A 21601-nucleotide genomic window follows, 5' to 3' on the forward strand; every position below is an offset into this window, starting at 1 on the left:
CGGCCGGAGTGCCCATGTGTGCGTCGACGCCAGAGGTCAGTCGCAGCAACAACCACCGCGCGGTACGCCGCGTGCTCATCTTCACGCTGGCCGCCAACCTGCTGGTGGCCATGGGCAAGCTCGCCTGGGGCTACCACGCCAGCATCGTGAGCATGCAGGCCGACGGCTTTCACTCCTTCTTCGACGCCCTCTCCAATGTTATCGGGCTGATCGCCCTTGGCATGGCCACGCGCCCCCCGGACCGCGAGCACCCTTACGGCCACCAGAAGCTGGAAGTGGCGGCGAGCATGGCCATCGGCATGATGATCCTGCTGGGGCTCCTGGAGGTCGGCCGCGGGGTATGGGCCGCCGCCACCGGCGCGGCCTCCCCCCAGGTAAGTCCGGCGGCCTTCGGCGTCATCGGCGTGGCCATCGCCACGAGCTTTGTCATCAGCTGGTACGAGAAGCGCGCGGCAAAGCGCTACGACTCCATGATCCTGGCCAGCGATGCGGCGCACACCTTCTCCGACGCGCTGGCGGGCATCGCCGTGCTCATCGGCCTCGTGCTGGTGCAGCAGGGCATCCCCTCGGGCGATATCTTCGCGGCGCTGGCCGTGATGCTCTTTATCGGCATGACCGCCTACCGCGTCTTGCGCGACGGGATGGTCGTGCTGGTCGATGCCGCGCTTCTCGACGCCGACGCGATCCGTAAGGTCGTGGGCACCCACCCCGAAGTTCGCTCCTGCCACTACGTACGCAGCCGCGGGATGCCCGGCGCCGTGCACCTGGATCTTCACGTCACCGTCGATCCGGCCATGACGATGGAGGAGGCCGGCGAGGTGCTTCTGGAGCTCAAGGCGCGCCTGCACGCGCGCTTCAGCGAGCTCGAAGACGTCCTCATTCAGCTCGAGCCCCACCATCCGGTGCACTACGAAGACGTGCCCGAGAACCTGGTTTAAGGCTTATTCGGCGTCGCCACCGACAAGCTCCAGATAGCGGCCATCGAAGCGCGCCACGCGGCGATCACCCACCAGCCCCCGCAGCGTCTTTAAAGGCTCCGCGACGCTGACGCGCGCGGGCTGCGCCTCCTCAATGAGGCTGACACTGCGCAGCTCCGGGCCGCCGTGTGCGGGAAGATCAAAGATGAGATCCTCATCGGTGAGGATCTCCTGGATGATCTCGGCGCGGTGCTCCTCCGGCCAGCCCGGCGGCGACTCAATGCGCAGCTGGCGGGTGTCCAGATAGACCAGATCACCGCCCTCACTGCGCTGGGCTGCGCCCAGCGGCACCAGCAGCTCGTCGAGGATCGCCTCAAGCCACTCGCGGAACTTCGGCCCGTGGTAGGTATCCATAAAGAAGCTCGCGCGCTGGTAGGGCAGATACACCGTGGAGTGCTGATGCTCGAGCACCATGCCCAGCTGGCTGAACATCGTGGCCGCGGCGGTGCACTGCAGCATCTCCACCAGCGAATCCACGGTGTACCAGCGCTCCGCCTCCAGCAGGCTCACAAGGTCAAGCCAGGTCATCTTCAGCGCGATGCCAAAGCCCATAACCAGCCCGGCCTCGAAGATCACCGCGTCGACCGAGCCCTCGCCGGCGCCTCGCAGCCAGCCTCCGCCAGTCTCGTGGGTGGGCACGCCGCTGTAGGTCATCCAGCGCGGCACCATCTCGTCGCTCTGGCGGAGCATCGAGATCGCGTCACGCCGCCAGAGGTCATCGAGGCCGATGGCCTCGGCCATCAGGCGGTCGGCGCGCTCCCCGGAGTAGCCGATGACCCACTCCAGCAGAAGTTCGCGCGCGAAGCGGCGCCGGGGCACGTCGAGCATCAGGTCGAACTCCACACCCCGCTCCAGCCGCCCTTTTTTGGCGCGGAAGATGCGCGCCTCGGTCGCGAGGCTGACGACGGCCTCCCAGTTAACCGGGGCCTCACTGATGGCGTTGAGCCTGCTTACGCTGGCCTCGTTGAGGTGGCCGCCCTTGCTGAGCGCGAGCGGCTCGCGGTCGAGCTCCAGCGCCAGCCATTTGAGCACCGCCTGCAGGTCCGCCGGCGCGGTCGAGACGGCGCGGCGGGCCCCCTGGTCGCTTAAGTCATAAAAGCTCTGAGCGATCCAGTCGAAGAGCCAGCGCCGGCCCAGCGTCCACAGCTCTCGCCAGAGCTCCTCGGGCACCGCGACCATCGGCACGTGCAAGACCGGGTCGTCGAAGCGAAAGAGCACCCCCGCCTGCAACAGATGCTCGGCCACATCCTGCTGGTGCTGACGGTCCTGGGTGCGCATCAAGGGGACGATCTTCTCGTCCGGAGCTTCTCCCCAGGTCGGGTCGAGGTCGTAACCGTAGATCTGCTGCCAGTAGCACACCCCGCCAAGCTCCAGCACCATCATCGCATCGCCGATCCAGTCCTGGTTGGGGAGCGACTCCACCATCTGCGCCACGGTGTCAGGCTGCTCAAAGGTCTCGGCCAGTCGCAGCACCCGCTCGACGCGGGAGCCCTCCGGGGCCACGCCGTAGAGCGCTTCCAGGCGCGCGATCTCCTCATCGTCGACACGGCCCAGCAGCATGATCATCGAGGGGCGCTGGCCCTGAATGCGTCCGGCGAGCATCGCGGCGATGGCGCCGGGGATCACCGCCCAGAGCCCACCCTCCTCGGAGCGGCGCGTCTTGGCGATGCCCAGGCGCTGGAGGATCTGGCGAGAGCGGATCGTCGCCCAGCCGATCGACAGGCCGATATCGTGCTCGAGCACAAGCTCTTCGAGCACACGCCAGGCGCTGCCGGCGGGCACATGCTCCTCGACCACCTCGGCAAAGCGCTCCGGGTGGCTCAACCAGGCCGCGGCGATGGCCTCCGGGGTGTTCTCATCGACATCGTAGATCTCGGCCATGCGCGTGCGCTGGCGCGAGCTGAACTCCCCCAGGTGCGCCTCCAGGCGCTGGCGATGTGTGACGACGTATTCTTGAGGCTCGCTCATTCGATCTTCCAGATGTGTCGGGGAGTAGCCCCGAAGGCGCGGGGCGAACCCACGCCCCTATCATGATGTGGTAGGACCGACAACCCGGCGCCCTGGTGCGTTGTGGGCGTGGGCGGCGCCACGTTGCGCGACGACCGGCGACGCCCGGCGCTGTCTGTCCTTTCGGTGGTGACGAGCTTTGATGAAGAAATGATCCTCTCGACCGTCTCAGTTATGGTAATGGCTCTGATCCTCTTTCGCCCCGGCTCCTGAGATGAACGCTCCCTCGCCACGAATTCATGTCCGCCTGGCCCTCCTCGCGCTGGCCGCGCTGGCGCTCAACGTCGGGGCGCCCTCGGCGGCCGAGGCCCAACGCCCACAAAAACTCGCCCCCACCGAGCAGGTGGAGCGCGCCGAGCTGCGCGCCTCCCTGCAAGACCCGGTGCTCGAGGTCGAAGCGCCGCCGGTGCTGCGCCCGCGGGCGTTCCGCTGGCAGCAGGAAGAGCTCTTCTACTCGGTGCGCGTCAACGACGCCGAGGCCATGCGCGCCGGACTTCGCACTGGCGAGGTCCGACGTCACCAGGGACGCCACTACGTGCCCTTGAGTGGAACGGCTCAGTCCCGCGGCTTCTTTCACGCCGTCTACCCTTTGCACGACCGGGCCAACACCTACCTCGACCCCGCCACGATGCGCCCGCTGCGCACCGAGAAGCACTTTGAGGAGCGGGGCCAGACCCGCGTCTACAACGTCGACTACCGCCACCCCGGCTTTGAGGCGCGAGTGGAGCGCCTGCGCGAGGATCGTCGCCTGCGCTTCCGGGCCACCATCCCCGACACCACCCACGATATGCTCACCTGGCTCTACGAGCTTCGCAGCCAGGGGGAGCTCAACGTCGGCGACGCGTTTGCGTTCTACATCTACGACGGCTGGCTCTTAAGCCGGCTGGACGTTGAGGTGGTCGGGCGCGAAGACATCCTCACACCGCTGGGTTGGTTTCACACCTACCGCCTCGACTTCGCGCGCCATATCATGGACGCTGAGCGCGGCGGAGTGGACGCCGAGCGTGGCGAGGTGGCCGCGCCCTCGGTCTCGCTGCGCGAGTCTTCCCGTCACACCGGCAGCCTCTGGCTGAGCCGTGACGCCAACTTCATCCCGGTCCGCGTCACCATAAACACCCCTCTGGGGGCCGGCGAGGCCGTTTTGATTCACTACAAACCCGGAACCGGCGCGTGACCTTGACGCACTCTGACGTTTCTGCCCCCCAACGCATCCTCCCCGCCCCGTTGCGCCCCGGTGATCGAGTGCACGTGGTCAGCCCGGCCGGTCCGGTCATCCCGCGCCTTCTTGCAGAGGGGCTCGCCACGTTGCGCGCCTGGGGCCTTGAGGTCGTGGTCGACGATGCGGTCTACGCTCGCCGCCCCGGCGCAGACTACCTGGCCGGCGAGGACGACGCGCGGGCGAAGGCCTTCCTCAACGCCTGGCGCGACCCGGAGTGCCGCGCGCTCTTCTGCTCCCGCGGCGGGTTTGGCTCCCAGCGCATCCTGCCGCTGCTGGGCGAGCTCGACGTGCGAGAACATCCCCGCCACCTGGTCGGCTTTAGCGACATCACCGCGCTGCACCTGCACCTGGCGGGCAACCTGGGGCTTCAGACCTGGCACGGACCCGTCGTCAAGAGCTTTGCGCTGCACCGCGACGACCCTCATCGCTCCCTTGAGCATCTGCGCGCGCTGCTCTTCGGTGAGAAGGCGCCCACCTGGAGCATCGAGGGGCTCCGCACGCTGCGCCCAGGCTGTGTCCGGGGGCGGCTGCTCGGCGGCAACCTCTGCGTGCTCGTGCATCAGCTCGCGACCGACTACTGTCCCGCCCTCGACGACGCGATCCTCGTGGTCGAAGATGTCGGGGAGGTCGACTACCGCATCGACCGGCTCTTCACAGCGCTGAGACACTCGCTCAAAGGCCGGCGCCTGGCCGGGCTGGTGCTGGGCGACTTCAGCGACGCGGCCGGCGTCTATGTCGACGAGGAGGGCACGGACGCCTTTCTGGCCATGCTCGCCGCCGAGTTTGATTGCCCGGTGGTGGCCGGCGCGCCGGTCGGCCACGCAAGCCCCAACCTGGCGCTCCCGATGGGAGCTCCGGCCGAACTCGACGCCGACCAGGGACGCCTCACCCTGCTGACCTGAACCCCTTCAAACTGGCGCTATGACTGAACTTCTCCTCGATCCGACGCGCATCGACCACGCGCTCGAGTGCGCGCTGGCGCCCTCGCTTGAGGCCATCGGCACCACGCACACCTGCAGCGCGATTCAAGCCGCGGTGGCCACCCTCGATGGCCAGCGCTACCACCGCGCGCTGGGCCAGACCTCCTTTGAGACCGACGCCGTGCCCGTGGCGCGCCACACCCCCTTTGACATCGCCAGCGTCACCAAAGCCCTCGTCGGCGCCACGCTCGCCATGCAGGCCATCGACCGCGGTCTTGCCCGCTGGGAGACGCCCCTGGGTGAGCTCTTTGCCCCCTGGCGTAAGCACCCGGATCCACGTGCCGCGGACGTCACCTTTTTACACCTTCTCAACCACACCAGCGGGCTGCCTGCCTGGCATAAGTACTACCTCGAGTACCCGCTCAACCCGTCGGCAGAGACCGCCAGGGTCACCCGTCAGGCCATCGTCACGCGCATCTGCCAGACCCCACTCTGTGGCGCACCAGGCGCGATCTACGCCTACTCCGACCTCGGTTATATCCTGTTGGCCAGCGTTCTGGAGACGGTCTTTGACGCTCCACTGGCCGAGCTCGCGCAGACCCGGATCTTCGATCCTCTGAAGCTCTCGCAGACCCGTTATGTGTGGCCTGAGCGCGGCGATGCCCCGCTCGAAAACGCCGTGGCAACAGAGCGCTGTGCGCTTCGCGGGCGCGTCGTGCAAGGGAGCGTGCACGATGAGAACACCGAGATCATCGGCGGCGTCTCCTGCCACGCCGGCGTCTTCTCCACCGCCGATGATCTGCTGCGCTTTGGTCTTCATCTGCTCGCCATCGATCAGGGCCATCCGGTCGACGCCCCGTTGATGTCGCGCGAGACGCTGCGCTTTGCGTGGTCGGCGCAGGCGTCGATGGCCGGCGGAAACCACCGCGGCGGCTGGGACACCCCCAGCGGGGCGACCTCCAGCGCCGGCGCCGGCTTCGCCCCGGACGCCACCGTGGGTCACCTGGGCTTTACCGGAACCTCTCTGTGGCTAGAACGAGAGCGAGGCGTGGTCAGCATACTGCTCACGAACCGGGTCTACCCCACCCGCGAAAACGCCCGCATCAAAGCGACCCGCGTCGACGTCCAGGAGGCGGTCATCCCGCCAACCCCCATCGCGCTAACCCACTGAATTCATTCCACTTTAAGGATCGATCATGACCTACCACCACGAGCTACGCGTCGCCGAATCGATCGCGCGCCAGGCCGGCCGCCACATCCTGCGTGAGCGCGCCAAAAACATGGAGGTCTCGCTCAAGGCCCCCAACGATCTGGTGACCAACGTCGATCGCAGCACCGAGCGGCTGATCACGGCCGCCATCCGCGAGCACTTCCCCGACGATGACATCCTCGGTGAGGAGTACGGCGACCACCAGGGCGACTCGCCAGCCAGCGGCGCGCGGCGGCGATGGCTGATCGACCCGATCGACGGCACCGTCAACTTCACGATGGGCATCCCGCTCTACTGCGTCTCCATCGCGCTGCAGGTCGACGGCCACACCGTCGTCGGCGTGATCTACGAGCCCAACCGCGACGAGCTCTTCGGTGCCCGTGACGGCCAGCCCGCCACGCTCAACGGCGCGCCCATCCGCGTCAGCGACTGCCCGATGGTTGCCAACGCCGTGCTCGTCACGGGCTTTCCCTCCGGGCGCGGTGAGGAGTTCGAGCAGGCGCTGGAGCAGTTCATCAACCTCACCCGCACAAGCCGCGGGGTGCGACGGCTGGGCTCGGCGGCCATCGACCTGGCCTACGTGGCCTGCGGGCGCATCGACGCCTTCTGGGAGTTTGGATTGAGCCCCTGGGACACCGGCGCGGGCTACCTCATTGTCGCGCAGGCTGGCGGTCGAGTCAGCGCGCTCGATGGCTCACCTTACATGGTGGAGGGGCGCAGCATCCTGGCGAGCAACGGCGCGCTGCACGCCGAGTTGATCGAAGCGCTCAAGCTCTGAGCCGGCCCCCCGCCCTTTTGTTCCCCGGGCGGCTGTGGCACAACCTTAGGGGCGCAGCGCTTCGGCGCGCGCTCCCTGGTCGAAGCCGTCGCCCCCCCGTTGTAGTCAGGTCTTATGCATTGCCCGGTCTGTGCTCGAGAGATTCCCACCGATGCACGCTTCTGCGCCTACTGCGGAAGCTCGGTGCGAAAGTGCGAGCCCTGCCAGCGCTTCTACCCGGGCGACGCCCGCTTTTGCGGAAGCTGCGGCGAATCACTCGTCGTCGAACGCCGGCCGACCTTCGAGCCGCCCTCGGAGGTGGCCGACACCGTCTTCGGCTACCTCTACGAGCTCAACGCCAACCCGCAGCAGTTTCCGCTGGAGCAGGGTGACAACACCATCGGCGCCGGCGGCAACAACGACATCGTCATCCGCCGGCCCGCCGTCTCCTGGAACCACGCCATCGTCATCTGCCGCAACGAGCGCGTCCGCATCCAGGACTCCGCCAGCACCAACGGCACCTACATCAACGGCAAGCGCGTGCGCGTCCCGCACGCGCTCAACCACGGCGATCTTCTGCGCTTTGGCAGCGAGGAGTTTAAGGTCTGGCTCAAGCCCCGCTACCGCACCTCGGAGACCGTTTAGGTCCATACGTCTTATGAGGTTCCGGCATAAAAAAAAGCGCCCCGTGGGGCGCTTTTTTGTCGTCGATGCGAGGTCGCGATCAGAGATCGCGATCAGCGGCGGCCGCGTTGCTGGGCCTGCTCAATCGCACGCTGAATCGCCTCCATGCCGCCGACCTTCTCGATGCGCTCGTTGAGCTCCTCGAAGCCCTCATCGACCTCTTCGCGCGGGAGATTCCCCTCTTCGAGACGTGCGTCGGCCTGCTTGCGGCAGGTCTCGTAGAAGGCGTAGCCGCGGCGCAGGATCTGAGCGTCGTTGCCGGCCACATCGAGCGCCTTCCAGAGGCAATCTTCGGCGTCGGCAAAACGACCCAGGCGCTCGTTGTAGCTGATCAGGTTGATCTGGCTGATGACATAGACCGGAAGCACCGGTTGGCCCAGCGCCTCAAAGGCCTTCTCGGAGAGCGCCTCGGCGCTGCGTCCCCAGCGAAGCGCGTGCTCAAAGCGCTCCTCATCAAAGAGGATTACGCTGAGCTGCTGGCAGCCCTGGGCAAGCTGCGCCTGGAAGTTAGGCTGGCCGGCCTCGGCGAGCGCCTCGGCCAGCGCCACGGAGCGCTCCATCGCCGCGTCCGACTCCTCGTAGCGCTTCTCGCGGGCGTAGATCACGGCCATGTTCTGGTTCGCGCCAAGCTCCAACGCGTCGACCCCGGGCTCCTCGCGCTCCCGAAGAAGACCGATCATCGTGAGCGCCTTCTCGCCAGCTTCCAGGGCCTCGGGCGCCTTGCCCATGGCGATGTAGATGCTCGAGAGGTTGAGGTGGGTGGCGGCGCTGTTGGCCTCGAAGCTCTCACCGCGCTCGATGAGCCTGGTGCAGATCTCGGCGGCCTTGCCGTGATAACCCAGCGACTCTTCGAGCTTGTTGAGGCGCTGATGCGCCACACCGAGCTCGTTGCTCACACGGGCGCGCAGCTTCAAGACGTCATCGCTCTCCTCCTCGGCCATATCGAGGATCGCGTCGGCCTCGCGCAGCGCGGCGGCGCCGGCGGCGTTTTGATTCTGGCGCAGCGCCTGGCTGCCCGCGTTCACAAGGTCATTGGCAGCTTTGAGCTGCGCGTCCATCCAGCGGCTATCTTCCATGGCGATCGTCCTTGGTGTGTCGCAATGTCATTTAGGGGTTGCGCTGCGCCTGTGGCGAAGGGCGCTCAAAGTGCGGCAATCGAGGGGCTTCGTCAATGCCCCGACCTTCGGGGCCTCCTGAAGCCTCTCAGGGGCAGCTCCCGCTGCGCGCCTGCTCCAGGCCGCGGCGGGCCTCGGCCACCGCGCGAGAGCCGGGGTACTCGGCGACCACCGTCTCAAAGAAGACCTCGGCGTTGGGGCATTGCCCCATCTGCAAAAAGGCCTGTCCGATGCGCAGGTTCGCCTGGGCCTGACGGCTGGTGGGCGCGGAGCCCTCCAGCACCTTCTGATACTCCCCGATCGCGCTCACCCACTGCGACTGCGCGAAAAAAGCCTCGCCGAGCTGAAAGCGAACCTCGTTGGCGCGGGCATCCTCGCCGTGGCGCTCCAGAAAACGTTCGTAGGCGCGGCGAGCCTGCAGGTAGTCCTGCTCGGCCAGGCGGGCGTCACCGAACTGCCGCAGCTCGTCGGGCTCTTCAGGGAGCTTGATGGCCTCCCCCGACTCAAAGCGAAGATCGACGTCGCGCCGAAAGAGCTCCAGGCTCTGCTCCATACGCATGAACCGAAAGTCGAGCTCCTCGACGGTGCCGCGCAGCCGGTTGAGATCCTCGCGCGTGGCGGCGACCTCCACGCCCAGGTCGGCGCTGTTGCGCTGCAAGAGCTCGCGGGCCTCAGCGAGCACGTCGCGAAGCTCGGCGACGTCCTCACGGGCGCTGGCGACCATGGCGGTGAGCTCCTCGCGCTCACTGGCGCTCTTGGAGATGATCGCCTGCTGCTCGGCGCGAAGCGCCTCGATATCTTCCTGCATCGTCTTGCCCTGCCAGATCGGCAGACACCCACTGGTGCACAAGGCAAGAACCACGACAAGGGACTTCCACATAGATTGACCTGCGATAAGACGGATCACGTTGCACAGAGGGCAAAAGGCCCGCAGCCTCTCGGCGGCGGGCCTCCTACCTTAATGATTCAACCTCAGCCCACAAGCCGAGGATGCACCGCCTGGCGCTCAGCGCACGTTGAACTCAGCGCGGCGGTTGGCGCGGTGGCAGCTCTCCGGGCCGTCTTCCTGGCAGACGCGCACCGGGCGAGAGTCGCCGTAGCCCACGGTGTTGACGTTGGAGCTGCTCACACCGAGCGAGGTCAGGTAGTTGCGCACCGAGCGGGCGCGGCGCTCGCTGAGCGCGATGTTGTACTCGGAGGTGCCGCGCTCATCGGCGTGACCGGCGATCTGGACCGAGATGCCGCGCTCCTGGATGCAGGAGGCGTTGCGCTGCAGCGCGCTGCGCGCCTCATCGCTCAGGTTGGAGCTGTCGTAGGAGAAGAGGACCGTCTCCAGCTGGCAGACCTGCACCGGGGCCTCTTCGCACATGCCGCTGCGGCAGCGCATGCCTTCGCCACAGTCGGCGTCTTCGGAGCACTCCGGCTCCACCACGCAGGAGCCGCCTTCGCAAATGTAGCCTTCTTCGCAGTCATCGTTGCCCAGGCACTCCGGGCCACAGCGGTTGTCGCGGCAAACCTGATTGCCGGGGCAGTCGCCGGTGCCGACGCAGTAGCCGGGGATCGCTTCGCAGACGCCGGCGCGGCACTCCATGCCCGCGTCACCGCAGTCGGCGGTGGTGCGGCACTGCTGGCAGAGCCCGTTGACGCAATAAAGACGTCCCTCGGCCTGGCCCGCTTCACTGTCGGCGCAGTGATTGTCGGTCTTACAGTTGGGGAAATCAGGGCGACAGGCCACCGAGCTCAACGCGATCAAAGCGGCGACGGAGAACAACGCAAACATACGTCGAAGCGACATAACGACAGACTCCTTATTTACGGCATGTACGACCGGCATTCTTATCCACTTCTGGCAGTCCCCGTCGATCTGAATCCGACACCAGGGCGCTGCCGATACCTTTGACGAACGTGAGGGGCGCGGGCTCCCCACGCGGGCAACATTAACCCACGTCGTTCAAAGGCTCTTAACTGCCGCAATATACGGAGTTTCTTCCCAAACCCAAGGGAATTTTCGCTAAATATTGCATCAACGTTCGCAACATCGTGTGCGCACCGCCGCGGGTTGCGCCCCCGGGGAACATCCACCAGACTCAAGGGCATCGTGCACGACCACCAAGCGCACCGACGCTCCGTCTCCTCGCCGCCCGCCGACATGACGCCGTGAATGCCTCCGCGCCCCCCTCCGAAGAAGCTGCCAGGCCGACCCAATGTCTGCGTTGGGCCGGCGTGCTGGCGTTGACCCTCGCGTTCGCCCTGCCCGTGCTCCTGGAGTTGGGCGCGCTGGCGCGGGTGGGTCATGCGGCGCCTGCGGAGTTCATTGCGCTGGCGACCGCGCAGGCGCAGAGCGCCCCGCTCTTCTGGCCTCTGGTGGCTCTGGCGGTGGTGCTGTCCCGGCCGGACCGGCCTGACGCGGCGCTCTCACTTGGTGCCGCGCTGTGGGGCGGTCTTGTGGCCACGGTGGTCTTTGTCGGGGCGGGCCTTCCCTTCGGGCTGACCGGGGTTCATCTCTCGCGCGCAATCGCGCTTCTGCCCACGGTGCTCTTTTTGCTGATGGCGCTGCGCCTCTTCGCCCACCGCCGGCATCGCGTGCTCGTCACGAGTGTGGTGGGAGGGGTTGCGGCCGGAGCGCTGGCGCTGGGGGCTCCCTCAGCGTGGGGATGGGCGCCCGTGATGGGACTGGCGCTCACGCTGGCCCCGTTGCTCGGAGCGGCACTGGCGCTGTGGCTCTCGCGCACCTTCGGCGTCTGGGAGGGCCGCGGGGCCGGGCCCGCGTTCACGCTGGCCCGCGCTCCCGGCTTGATCCTGATCTGGTCCGGCGCCATCAGCCTGATCCTGGGCGCGCGTCTTCTGGCCCGACAGGATCTCGCCTGGCGCTCGGAGTGGCTCTCCGACATGCCGGCGCACCACGAGCTCGGCGCAGCAGCGCTGCGTGAGCTGGCCGGCCGTGGCGAGCTCCCCGGAGCGGGCTTCGCGCTGTGGAGCGACTGGCCCTACGCCATGGGGGCCTATACCCCGGGGGGCTTCGTCGCGTTGGCCTACGTGCTCTGCACTCTGCTGGCGTTGGTCGCGCTGGTGGGGCTGGGCCTGGGGGCGGCCCGCAAACTCTCGCGCTCGTCCTCAGCACCGCCCCTGCCGGCAGAACATCTGGCCGCCGCCACCGCCGCAACGCTCGCCCTCCCCCTGCTTGCTGCGCCGGCGTCCACGCTGCAACTTCTCGGCGCCGACCCGCTGCTGGCCTTTTTAGGCATCCAGCCCGCCCGGATGATCGCAGCGGGCTTGATCTTCGTCGCCCTGCTCTTCACGCTTTTGCCCGACGCCCTCTCGCGCACCACCCTCTCCAGCAGGCGGTACGCTCTGCTCGGGGCGCTCGTGCTCATCGCACCGCCGGCCAGTCTGCTCGCGCTGACCGAGCACGCCCCGGTCACCCCGCTGGGCGTGGCGTTCACCATCTCACTGGGCGCCGGCGCGCTCACCACCCTCCTCACCTGGCAGATCCGACGTGCCTCCCCATAACGCCACCCTCATCCACCACATCGGCACGCTGACGCTCTGCGCCGGGCTCTTAAGCTGCGGCCCCATCGACCCGCCGCCGCCGACCGACGCCGATGGCGAGCCCATCCCCCGGCCCGCCCCGCTCGACGACTGGCTGCGCGTGATCGAGGTCACCCCGGCCCAGTCCATCGCGACCCACCCCACCATTGAGGTGCGTTTTAACGCCTACCTGGCCCCGGACTCCTTCACCTCGTATGGTGCCCTCTCCCTGCGCTCGGGGGGGCTGAGCAGTGGCGGGCGCATCGACTACCGCATGACCCGAAAAACCCTGCGCCTGCGCCCGCGCTCCGCGCTGATCGATGGCCTGCGCTACACCCTCTTTGCCTCCCCCGGTCTTCGCAGCGTCACCGGCGCGCCCCTCTTTCCCAACACCCCGGCCCCGGAGCGCTTTACCGACGCCACCCTCCCGGACTCGCCAGCCCTGGATCGACCCGAGGTCCGCTGGGACGACATCGCCCCCCTCGTTGAGCGATCCTGCAACAGCTGCCACGACGATCCCGAGTGGCAGCTCCCCCGGCTCACGCCCCAGGCGCTTCGCCAGACCCGCTCCACCCAGGTCGAGGCCCCCCTTGTGATGCCTTTTGAGCCGGCGCAATCCTACCTGATGCATAAAATCCTGCCCGACTACCCCCTGCGCCGTTTCACCGTACAACCCCCACCCTACAGCGACGCGCCCCCTCTGAGCCTCGACGAGATCGAACGCATCGAGGACTGGATCGCACAGGGCGCGCGCTGACGCGCGCGCCCTGTGCATGACGCCTGACTCAACCTTTCAGGTCATCCGGACCTTATTCGGCAGCCGCTGCCTCAGCCTTGACCGCCGCCACAATCGCCTCCGGCGTCAGCTGACCGGTGTAGCGCTTGCCGTTGATGAAGAGGCTCGGCGTACCCTGGACGCCAGCAGCCATACCTTCCTGACGATCGCGGGCGACCAGCGCGCCGATCTCCTGCGACTTCAGATCTTCCTGAAAGCGCTCGTAGTTCAGCCCCAGCTGACGCGCGTAGGCTTCGAGGCGCTGCGGGTTGAACTGCTGCTGGTTGGCGAAGATCAGGTCGTGCATCTGCCAGAAACGATCCTGCTTGTGCGCGGCGTTGGTCGCGCGCGCCGCCAGATCGGAGAGCGGGCTGCCCAGCGGGAACTGCTTGAAGTAGATGCCCACGTCATCGCCCAGCTGCTCATGCACCGCGCTGAGCACGCCGGCGGCCATGCGGCAGTAGCCACACTGGAAGTCGGCAAACTCCACGATCTTCACGTCGGCCTCGGCCGAGCCTTTCACCGGCACGCCCTCAAGCACGAAGTTGTGGACGCGATCTTCATTATTCTGTTGCTCGGCGACGCGCTGCTGCGCCTCTTCGCCGGCACCTTCGGCCAGCGCGGTGACCATCGTGGTGAAGGCCGTCTCGGCCTCTTCACAACGCTCTTCCTTCTGCATGCACGCGTTCAGGCTCTCGGTGCTATCCGGGCAGGGGCAGAGCTCGCCCTCGGCCATCTCGGTGAGGCGAGCGCGTTCGGCGGCACCCAGCTTCGAGAGATCCACACCGGGATACTCCACCGCCGGCGCTCCCGCTCCCCCCTGGCCGGGGGCCTCGCCCTGAGCCGGTGCCTCATCGGCGGCAGCACCTTCAGCGCTCGCCTCCGGCGCCTCGGCCGTCGCGGCCTCGTCCGCCCCGGAGTCGCACCCCAACAGCGCCACCACCATCGCCACCATCGCCAGCACCAGGGCCGACTTCTTGAACCGCTCGTTTTGCTTCATCACTTCGTCTCCAGGATCTCTGTGGGTCTACTCGTTATAAGGCCCGCCCTCCGCGTCTCAGAACACCGTCTCAGAACACAGGGGCCGGGGAACTGGCTCAAACATCGTCGCGGGCCGCGCTATTCAATGGGATCGACACGCGCATCGTCAAGCGACGCCTTCAGGAATGCCCGCGCCCGTCGACTTTCCCCTCGCTGCACTTTACGCTCGCCAGCCTTTCGGGCTAAGTCACTGCCTGCCGCGCTGTTGCGCGCTTCACGACGACTGTGCTGCGGCGCACCTGCCGCACCACGCCATCACGATGATGATTGACCTCTTACCCCAGGAGAGCCCCATGGCGGAAGCACCCAACGATAAACGCGCCGATAAGTTGTATCGGGTCCGCCACTCCACCGCCCACTTGATGGCCGCCGCGATCCTGGAGATGTTCCCGGACGCCCGCCTTGCCATCGGCCCCCCGATTAAAGACGGCTTCTACTACGACTTTGAGCTCCCCCGCGCCCTCTCTCCCGACGACTTTGAGGAGATCGAAGAGCGGATGACCAAACTCGTCAAGTCCAACGTCCCCTTTAAGTACGAGGAGTGGGACAAGGATAAAGCCCGCGAGTTTTTCAAAGACCAGCCCTACAAGCTCGAGCTTATCGAGGGCATCGAAGGCGACACCGTCTCCACCTACGAGAGCGGCCCGCTCATCGATCTCTGCGCCGGCCCGCACGTGCGTTATTCGAAGCAGTGCAAGAACTTCAAGCTGCTCAAGGTCGCCGGCGCCTACTGGCGAGGCGATGAGAACAAGCCGATGCTCCAGCGCGTCTACGGCACCGCCTTTCCCACCCGTGATGAGCTCGACCAGTACCTGCACATGCTCGAAGAGGCCAAACGCCGCGACCACCGCAAGCTGGCCCGCGAGCTGGAGCTCTTTGACTTCAACCGCCTCTCGCCAGGCTCGATCTTCTGGCGCCCCAAAGGCTGGACCTCCTACCGCGAGCTGCAGAACTATTTTCGCGAGATCGAGGCCGAGCAGGGCTATGAGGAGATCAGCAACCCGCTGATCTACCACGAAGACCTTTTTGCGCAGTCCGGCCACCTGGAGCATTACCAGGACACCATGTTCAAGCTCGAGGCCCACGGTCAGACCTACTGCCTCAAGCCGATGAACTGCCCGGACACCATGCTCTACTTCAAGAGCAAGAAGCGCTCTTACCGCGAGCTCCCGCTGCGCGTGGCCGAGTTCGGCCACCTCCACCGCAACGAGCTCCCCGGCGCTCTAGGCGGCGCCACCCGCGTACGCCAGTTCTGCCAGGACGACGCGCACATCTTCACCACCGAGGAGCACATCACCCAGGAGATCTCCATGCTCCTGGAGCTCGTCGAGCGCACCTACGGCATGTTCAACATGGAGTACGACGTGGAGATCTCCACGCGCCCCGACGATTTTATGGGCGAGGTGGAGCTGTGGGATAAGGCCGAGGGCGCGCTCAAAGAGGCGCTGGAGGCAGCCGGCAAGCCCTACACCATCAACGAGGGGGACGGCGCCTTCTACGGCCCGAAGATCGACTTCCAGGTGCGCGACTGCCTGGGGCGCTCCTGGCAATGCGCCACCATCCAGCTCGACTTCCAGCTGCCACGCCGCTTTGAGCTGACCTACACCGCCAGCGACAACGCCGAGCGCACCCCGATCGTCATTCACCGCGCGATCGCCGGCAGCCTGGAGCGCTTCTTCGCCATCCTCGTCGAACACCTGGCCGGCGCCTTCCCCACCTGGCTCGCCCCGGTGCAGGCGGTCATTGTGCCCATCACCGATGAGCAGAACGACTACGCCTGGGAGGTCGCCCGCGACCTCAAGCGCGCCGGCGTGCGCGTCGAGGTCGACGATCGCAGCGAGAAGATGGGCTTTAAGATCCGCGAGGCCGAGACCAAAAAGATCCCCTACATGCTGGTGATCGGCGGCCGCGAGGCCGAGGCCCATAACGTGGCGCTGCGCACCTACAAAGACGGCCGCCGCGGCACGCTCCCGCTGGCCGAGGTCAAGGCGGAGATCCTCGATCGGATCGCCAATCGCACCCTCGACGTCGACGTACAGGTCAGCGGCCTGGCCACCATCGTCGAAGATGCGCCGAGCGGTGAAGATATGGCCGAGCGCGGTTATTGATCCTCTAAAGATCACATGAAGCCCCGTCAGAGGCTTAAAACCCGAAAAAGGCCGCGTTCCTCGAGAGGATCGCGGCCTTTTTTGTACCTGTAGAACTGAGCTTAACTGAGCTTAACTGAGCTTACTCGGCGTTCAAGACGCCCACGGCGTCCAGATCAAAACCCTGGCTGGGAGTGGCACCCACGCCCCAGAGGTCTCGGATCCGCACGTAGCGCGCCTGACTTACCCCCACCTCGGCCAGGTCAAAAGCATCGCCGCCCGTGACCTCAAGCGAGAGCGTCGGATGCTCCAGCGCGTCGTACTCAAGCGTCGGTGTCCAGCCGGCACACCCGGTATAGGGGGGCGCGTCGTCGGGCGTGAAATCGCAGGTAAAGCTCACCCACGTCTCCCCATCTTCGCCTACCGAGACTTCGGCGAGCTCGGCGAAGACCTGCTCCGGATCGCCGTCGGCGTAAAAGGCGTTCTCAAAGACCACAAAGTCGGGGCCGGGGCCATCGACGATCATCTGATCGCCAAAGCCCAACACGATCTCACCGCCGGCGCCCAGGCTGAGCACATCGAGCGAAGCAGCGCGCTCGCCCTTACCCTCAGGCGGCCCGAGCACCACGTCGGGCATCGCGTTTTCGCCAAAACCGGCACCTTCGCCCGGGACAAACGAGACGACTTCGCTGGCGTAGGGAAGACCTTCCCACCACGGTGCCTGGTCCAGGGGCTCGGTAGCCTCACCGCAGCCCACCGCCCCCCCGACGGTGATCAGCGCGATGGCACATTGATGATGTAGGCGCGCGATCCTCATAGCCGGGTCAGCTTCGTCCAGGAGAAGCCACCGCAGCCGCCATTCTCCGGATCGCTGGCGTCGGCCTCCGCCTCGATGGCGCGAGCTTCTTCGACTGTCTCCTGATCAAAAGCGACCATGCAGTAATAGAAGGAGTCGTCGACCGGCTCGGTCCACACGATCACGTTGTAGGTGTTGGGGCCGTACTCGGCGTCGGCGGCGTTCTGGGTGATCGCCTCGCGCGCGGCGTTGTCGTACTCAGTCAAGAGCATCGGGCCCCACATCTCTTCGGTGATCGTCTCCTGACCGCCGAAGTTCGACTCCCACTCTCCAGCCACCTCGATGCCTTCTTCTTGCTCCTCGGGCGCCTCGCAGTTCGCATCACAGCTCGCCGGCTCGTCGGTCTCACCACAGGCCACAAACGACAGGCTCGCGGCAAGCAGCAGCGCCATCAAATCCACCCGATTTTTCCGCGTCTTCATCTCGATCTCCATCACAGCGTGCTTCGGATGGCGATCGAAGGTCGGCAGCGGGACAACCCCAACTCGACGGCCGAACTCAGATATCAGCGACGTCAAGGATCGGCGCGCACGCGCCGGATCTGCTGCGTTCCTCTCGCCACCTTCCCGAAGCGATTGGGGGAAAAAATCTCCACGCAGCAATATCCTGGCTCTCGGGTCCTCTTTGCGCGTCCCCTTCCCGAGCCTCTACAACGGTCCAGTGGGTTTAGCTACGCCGGTTGAACTTAGCCGGGCGTACTCACGCGCTCATCGCCGATCACAGTTGCGGGGGCAGCGCTGGTTTCACACCAGCTTCCTGCCGCGTCGAGCCCGGCCCTGTTAGCACCGCGAGACGCGCCGGGTCAATCGAACTCGCCAGGTCGCGGCCCGACCGCCTTCGATCCGCTGAATTTCGGGCAAAAAAAATCCCGCGACACCTTTTTAAAGGTATCGCGGGATTCGTAGCACTAAAAAAAGTTCGACCCTCAAGCGGCCAGCGCACACCCTGAACCTGGTCCGCTGCTTCCTCCCGGACCTGACGGGGTGCCAGGCCAGCGGTCGCACTGGCCGCTCAGGGGTCGAACAACCCCACCTTAGTGGGGCAAAGGGCGAACCGTCAACCGGCCCTCCCTGTCGAGCGGAGAGAGAGGGATTCGAACCCTCGATACGCGTAAACGTATACACGCTTTCCAAGCGTGCGCCTTCAGCCACTCGGCCACCTCTCCAAAAAGATCTCAACCAGAGAGATCTTTAAGCGTGTAAAAACGGAGGGGGTGGGATTCGAACCCACGGTACCCGTGAAGGTACACTTGATTTCGAATCAAGCGCCTTCGACCACTCGGCCACCCCTCCGCACTTAAGATGATTCTTGAGTTGATGAATCATCTTCACTTACCGCCGCCTTACGTTTCTCGCGAATGGTGCGGAAAAACTCGCTCAAAACTCGCCCGCAGGCCGCAGACAGGACACCTTCTTTGACCTCAATTCGATGGTTCAATCGAGGATCTTCGCCCATCGCAAATAGCGAACGCATCGCGCCGGCTTTCGGGTCTCGCGCTCCGAAGACCACCCGTCCTACCCGCGCGTTGACTAACATTCCCGCGCACATCGGACAGGGCTCCAGCGTCACATAGACCGTACACTCGTGGAGTCTCCAGCTGCCCAGGGCCTCGGCGGCGCGTCGCACCGCGATCAGTTCGGCGTGGGCTGTGGGGTCTTGCCAGCTCTCGCGCCGATTAAAGCCGCGAGCGATGACCTGGCCCTTATGAACGACGACCGCGCCGACCGGGACTTCGCCCTCGGCCTGCGCGCGCTCCGCTTCTTCCAGAGCCTGCATCATAAAGATGTTGTCGACTTTCTTTCGTGCCAACGTAAGACCTTACTCCGAAAACAAAGAAACGCTCTTAGAGTCCTAAGAGCGTTTCAAAGTGCACCTGGAAGGGTTCGAACCTCCAACCTATGGTTCCGTAGACCATTGCTCTATCCAGTTGAGCTACAGGTGCGTGCTATGTGCTTGCTGCCGTTCTTCCGTCCGGCGTGGTCATTTTATTAACACCGCCTTTTCAGCCTTGCAAGCACTTTTTCGACTCTTTTTTCATTTTTTCTGCGAGGCGGTGAAGCGAGCTCTTTATGTGTATCCGAAGCTCAGGGCCAACGCAGAACGTTGAGTCGAGAAGGAGAGGAAGGGATTCGAACCCTCGATACGGTTTTAAGCCGTATACTCCCTTAGCAGGGGAGCGCCTTCAGCCACTCGGCCACCTCTCCGTACTCGTTCTTATTCACTTATCAAACAACTTCCTGCAAGCAGGATTTTAGAGCGGAGGAGGTGGGATTCGAACCCACGAAGCTTGCGCTTGCCGGTTTTCAAGACCGGTGCCTTCAACCGCTCGGCCACTCCTCCTGGAGCCGGCCCCCTTTCGGGCTGGGCCGCGTCAGGGAGTCGGGAGAATACTCGGATCGCTTCTGGCGTCAAGATGCTTTTCCAAATTTTTTCGCACCTCGTGCCAGCCGCTCCGTGCTCGCTCCTTATATGGCCTGCCGAAGCGCGCCGTGCAACCCGCCGGGTAGATGTTCGTAGGGCAATCGCAAAGTGGATCCCCCACCACCCGCCACCGTAGGGGGACCCCTTGTGGGTCCCTCCCGTGGGAGTTCGGGAGGGGCACAAGCCCCCTCCCTACGGATACAAGCCCCCTCCCTACGGATTGGGTGGGTTCTCCATAAGAAGCCTTGTGGGACTTTGCGATTGCCTTGGAGATGCCCGACGCCGCCGGCCGTGCGCCGGTGCGCATCAAGGCGGTGGCTGGACGCTCATTTTGGCGTGGTGTACACCTGTGGCGGTATCTCCAGCCCGGCGCCCCCGCTGGCCCTGCCCTCGCAGATCCAGGCTGCGGCCGCCCTTGTTGAAGTAACGCGCGTGGCGCGATGTGATTCCCCTATCAATGATTGTGCAGAGGCCCTGATCATGGTGCGTATGAAGTCCAGGGCGGCGATGGCCATCGTCGCGCTCTCCCTCCTCACTGCAACTGACGCCTGGGCCCAGGAGCCCGACAGCCCCGAAGAGCGCGAACTCGACGGCAGCAATCCCCCCGCATTGAGCGAGGGAGATTCAGAAGCCGGACCGGCCGACGAGGCCCCCGCGCCCGATGAGGCCGTGGGTCAGGCGCAGCGATCCGCCGAGGACGAAGCGCGCCGCCAGGCGGCGCCTGGCGAGCTGGTCGACCCGGTGGAGGAGCGCGAGGCGCGCCAGGCGACGATCGTCGAGACGAAAGAGGTCGACCTCAGCGATGAGGAGGTCAAAGACGAGCTCAGCCCCGACGAGCCTCCCGTGGGCACGGTCGCCCTCTCGCCAGCTCAAGCGCCGGCCGGAGGCGTGGTGATCGCGGGCAACGGCGACTCCTTTGCCGGCCCCTGGACCCTGACGCTGGGCGGCTACATCCGCGCCGGCTACACCGCCATCGGCGACGATCCCAACGTGGCGCTTATCGGCCGCAACGACGGCTTCACCATGGCCGACGCCCGCCTGACGACCACCGGGCAGATGGACAACGGCCTGGGCTTTGTCTTTCAGTTCGACGCCGGCAGCCGCCTCGTGCGCACCAGCCAGGACTCCCCGGTCGAAGAACTCGCCCTGCGCATGACCGACGTCTACGCCTATTACGCGCCCCTGGAGTTTCTGGAGATCAACGTCGGGCAGTTCAAAGCGCCCTTCGACGTTGAAGATCTGGTCTCGACGGGGAACCTTCTCTTTGTGCACCGCTCGGTGGCCAACCGCGGCGTGCAAAACGTGGAGGGCTACAACGTCGATGGCCTCTCGGCTGGCCGCCAGATCGGCGTGCAGCTTCGCGGCGACTACTTCTTTGGCGGCGAAGATGATGAGGGCCCCGGCATCAGCTACGCGCTGGCGGCGACCAACGGCAACGGCCCCAACGCCTCGCTCAACTCAAACGATCGCCTGGCCTACTTCGGCCGGCTGATGCTGCACTGGGGCGATGAGATCGCGCTCGGCAGCGCCGTCTTCTACAACGACGACACCTTCGGCGAAGAACCCAACCGCGTCGACCGCGTGCGCCAGGGCTGGACGGCCGACCTGCAGGTCAACCTCTTCGGGGCGTCTGTGCTGGCCAACGTCGTGGCCTCAAGTGTCGACTCCCCCGACCTCCCCGATGACCCGGAGCTCAGCGCGCTGGGCTACTCCGTGCAGCTGGCCTACCAGGCCCCCTTCGGCCTGCAGCCGGCCTATCGCCTGGCCACCTACGACCCGTCGAGCAGCTACGGTGGCGAGTCCAGCGTGATCTTCGAGAACGACGCGCTGACCTACCACACCATCGGCCTGAACTATAACGCGCCCACCTACCCGGTGCGCGTGCTGGCCAACTACACCCTGACCACCGAGCAGGACGCGCGCCGCCTCGACAACGATCGCCTCGATCTGCTTCTTCAGCTCAGCTGGTAAGACGTGCCCTCCCCTACTCCCGGTGACGTGAAC

18 protein-coding genes, 5 tRNA genes, 1 other RNA gene and 1 riboswitch are annotated in these 21601 nt (G+C 65.7%); of the genes, 10 read left to right on the forward strand and 14 right to left on the reverse strand.

What is annotated here, in order from left to right; genetic code table 11:
* The first annotated feature begins 14 nt into the window (after positions 1-14).
* Positions 15-938 carry a cation diffusion facilitator family transporter gene (locus FRC96_RS12605; protein ID WP_146974847.1) on the forward strand — a complete coding sequence of 308 codons (924 nt, stop codon included), beginning with the start codon at positions 15-17 and terminating at the stop codon, positions 936-938.
* A 3-nt stretch (positions 939-941) separates the two neighbouring features.
* Here the strand turns inward: FRC96_RS12605 and FRC96_RS12610 are convergent, their stop codons facing one another.
* Positions 942-2945 (reverse strand): hypothetical protein, encoded by a 2004-nt coding sequence (locus tag FRC96_RS12610; protein ID WP_146974848.1) that lies wholly within the window; start codon positions 2943-2945, stop codon positions 942-944.
* 253 nt (positions 2946-3198) lie between these two features.
* Here FRC96_RS12610 and FRC96_RS12615 point away from each other — a divergent pair, with 253 nt between their 5' ends.
* The 5 genes from FRC96_RS12615 (at position 3199) to FRC96_RS12635 (ending at position 7735) form a co-directional block, all read left to right on the forward strand.
* Positions 3199-4158 carry a DUF3108 domain-containing protein gene (locus tag FRC96_RS12615; RefSeq protein WP_146974849.1) on the forward strand — a complete coding sequence of 320 codons (960 nt, stop codon included), beginning with the start codon at positions 3199-3201 and terminating at the stop codon, positions 4156-4158.
* Positions 4159-4232: 74 nt separating this feature from the next.
* The gene (locus FRC96_RS12620; RefSeq protein WP_230470201.1) at positions 4233-5105 is read left to right on the forward strand and encodes a S66 peptidase family protein; all 873 of its coding nucleotides are present in this window, start codon (positions 4233-4235) and stop codon (positions 5103-5105) included.
* Between the two features lie 19 nt (positions 5106-5124).
* Positions 5125-6294, forward strand: coding sequence for a serine hydrolase domain-containing protein (locus tag FRC96_RS12625; protein ID WP_146974851.1), 1170 nt, complete (start codon positions 5125-5127; stop codon positions 6292-6294).
* Between the two features lie 25 nt (positions 6295-6319).
* Positions 6320-7111 carry an inositol monophosphatase family protein gene (locus FRC96_RS12630; RefSeq protein WP_146974852.1) on the forward strand — a complete coding sequence of 264 codons (792 nt, stop codon included), beginning with the start codon at positions 6320-6322 and terminating at the stop codon, positions 7109-7111.
* A 114-nt stretch (positions 7112-7225) separates the two neighbouring features.
* Positions 7226-7735, forward strand: coding sequence for an FHA domain-containing protein (locus FRC96_RS12635; RefSeq protein WP_146974853.1), 510 nt, complete (start codon positions 7226-7228; stop codon positions 7733-7735).
* A 92-nt stretch (positions 7736-7827) separates the two neighbouring features.
* Here FRC96_RS12635 and FRC96_RS12640 read toward each other — a convergent pair whose 3' ends face one another.
* From FRC96_RS12640 to FRC96_RS12650, 3 genes are all read right to left on the reverse strand, one after another.
* Positions 7828-8850, reverse strand: coding sequence for a DUF6483 family protein (locus tag FRC96_RS12640; protein WP_146974854.1), 1023 nt, complete (start codon positions 8848-8850; stop codon positions 7828-7830).
* 127 nt (positions 8851-8977) lie between these two features.
* A complete protein-coding gene (locus tag FRC96_RS12645; protein ID WP_146974855.1) occupies positions 8978-9769 on the reverse strand; it encodes a tetratricopeptide repeat protein in 792 nt (263 codons plus the stop codon).
* 126 nt (positions 9770-9895) lie between these two features.
* On the reverse strand, positions 9896-10684 hold the full coding sequence (locus FRC96_RS12650; protein ID WP_230470202.1) for an OmpA family protein: 789 nt from the start codon (positions 10682-10684) through the stop codon (positions 9896-9898).
* A gap of 362 nt (positions 10685-11046) precedes the next feature.
* Here FRC96_RS12650 and FRC96_RS12655 point away from each other — a divergent pair, with 362 nt between their 5' ends.
* Together FRC96_RS12655 and FRC96_RS12660 are read left to right on the forward strand one after the other, a co-directional pair.
* Positions 11047-12399 (forward strand): hypothetical protein, encoded by a 1353-nt coding sequence (locus FRC96_RS12655; RefSeq protein ID WP_146974857.1) that lies wholly within the window; start codon positions 11047-11049, stop codon positions 12397-12399.
* The gene (locus tag FRC96_RS12660; protein WP_146974858.1) at positions 12386-13174 is read left to right on the forward strand and encodes a hypothetical protein; all 789 of its coding nucleotides are present in this window, start codon (positions 12386-12388) and stop codon (positions 13172-13174) included. The genes FRC96_RS12655 and FRC96_RS12660 overlap by 14 nt, the downstream gene beginning before the upstream one ends.
* A gap of 52 nt (positions 13175-13226) precedes the next feature.
* Here the strand turns inward: FRC96_RS12660 and FRC96_RS12665 are convergent, their stop codons facing one another.
* The gene (locus FRC96_RS12665) at positions 13227-14192 is read right to left on the reverse strand and encodes a DsbA family protein (RefSeq protein ID WP_146974859.1); all 966 of its coding nucleotides are present in this window, start codon (positions 14190-14192) and stop codon (positions 13227-13229) included.
* Positions 14193-14526: 334 nt separating this feature from the next.
* Between FRC96_RS12665 and thrS the strand changes: the two genes are divergently transcribed.
* Positions 14527-16341, forward strand: a complete 1815-nt coding sequence (thrS, locus tag FRC96_RS12670) for a threonine--tRNA ligase (RefSeq protein ID WP_230470203.1) — start codon at positions 14527-14529, stop codon at positions 16339-16341.
* A gap of 121 nt (positions 16342-16462) precedes the next feature.
* Here the strand turns inward: thrS and FRC96_RS12675 are convergent, their stop codons facing one another.
* The 9 genes from FRC96_RS12675 to FRC96_RS12715 form a co-directional block, all read right to left on the reverse strand.
* Complete coding sequence (locus FRC96_RS12675) at positions 16463-17137, reverse strand: hypothetical protein (protein ID WP_230470204.1); 675 nt, start codon at positions 17135-17137, stop codon at positions 16463-16465.
* Positions 17134-17598, reverse strand: coding sequence for a hypothetical protein (locus tag FRC96_RS12680; RefSeq protein WP_146974861.1), 465 nt, complete (start codon positions 17596-17598; stop codon positions 17134-17136). The genes FRC96_RS12675 and FRC96_RS12680 overlap by 4 nt, the downstream gene beginning before the upstream one ends.
* Before the next feature lie 157 nt (positions 17599-17755).
* Positions 17756-17982, reverse strand: a riboswitch (cobalamin riboswitch).
* A gap of 117 nt (positions 17983-18099) precedes the next feature.
* Positions 18100-18190, reverse strand: an RNA gene (ffs, locus tag FRC96_RS12685) — signal recognition particle sRNA small type.
* Between the two features lie 64 nt (positions 18191-18254).
* Positions 18255-18341 (reverse strand) — tRNA-Ser (locus tag FRC96_RS12690).
* Between the two features lie 40 nt (positions 18342-18381).
* Positions 18382-18468, reverse strand: a tRNA-Ser gene (locus tag FRC96_RS12695).
* Between the two features lie 4 nt (positions 18469-18472).
* On the reverse strand, positions 18473-18985 hold the full coding sequence (tadA, locus tag FRC96_RS12700) for a tRNA adenosine(34) deaminase TadA (RefSeq protein WP_230470205.1): 513 nt from the start codon (positions 18983-18985) through the stop codon (positions 18473-18475).
* Positions 18986-19044: 59 nt separating this feature from the next.
* Positions 19045-19118 (reverse strand) — tRNA-Arg (locus FRC96_RS12705).
* Between the two features lie 172 nt (positions 19119-19290).
* Positions 19291-19380 (reverse strand) — tRNA-Ser (locus FRC96_RS12710).
* Between the two features lie 53 nt (positions 19381-19433).
* A tRNA-Ser gene (locus FRC96_RS12715) sits at positions 19434-19516 on the reverse strand.
* Positions 19517-20077: 561 nt separating this feature from the next.
* On the opposite strand from FRC96_RS12715, the gene FRC96_RS12720 reads away from it, so the two are divergent.
* Positions 20078-21568, forward strand: coding sequence for a porin (locus FRC96_RS12720; protein WP_146974862.1), 1491 nt, complete (start codon positions 20078-20080; stop codon positions 21566-21568).
* Positions 21569-21601 lie beyond the last annotated feature (33 nt).

The organism is Lujinxingia vulgaris, from assembly GCF_007997005.1.
In the GTDB taxonomy this organism is placed as follows: Bacteria; Myxococcota_A; Bradymonadia; order Bradymonadales; family Bradymonadaceae; genus Lujinxingia.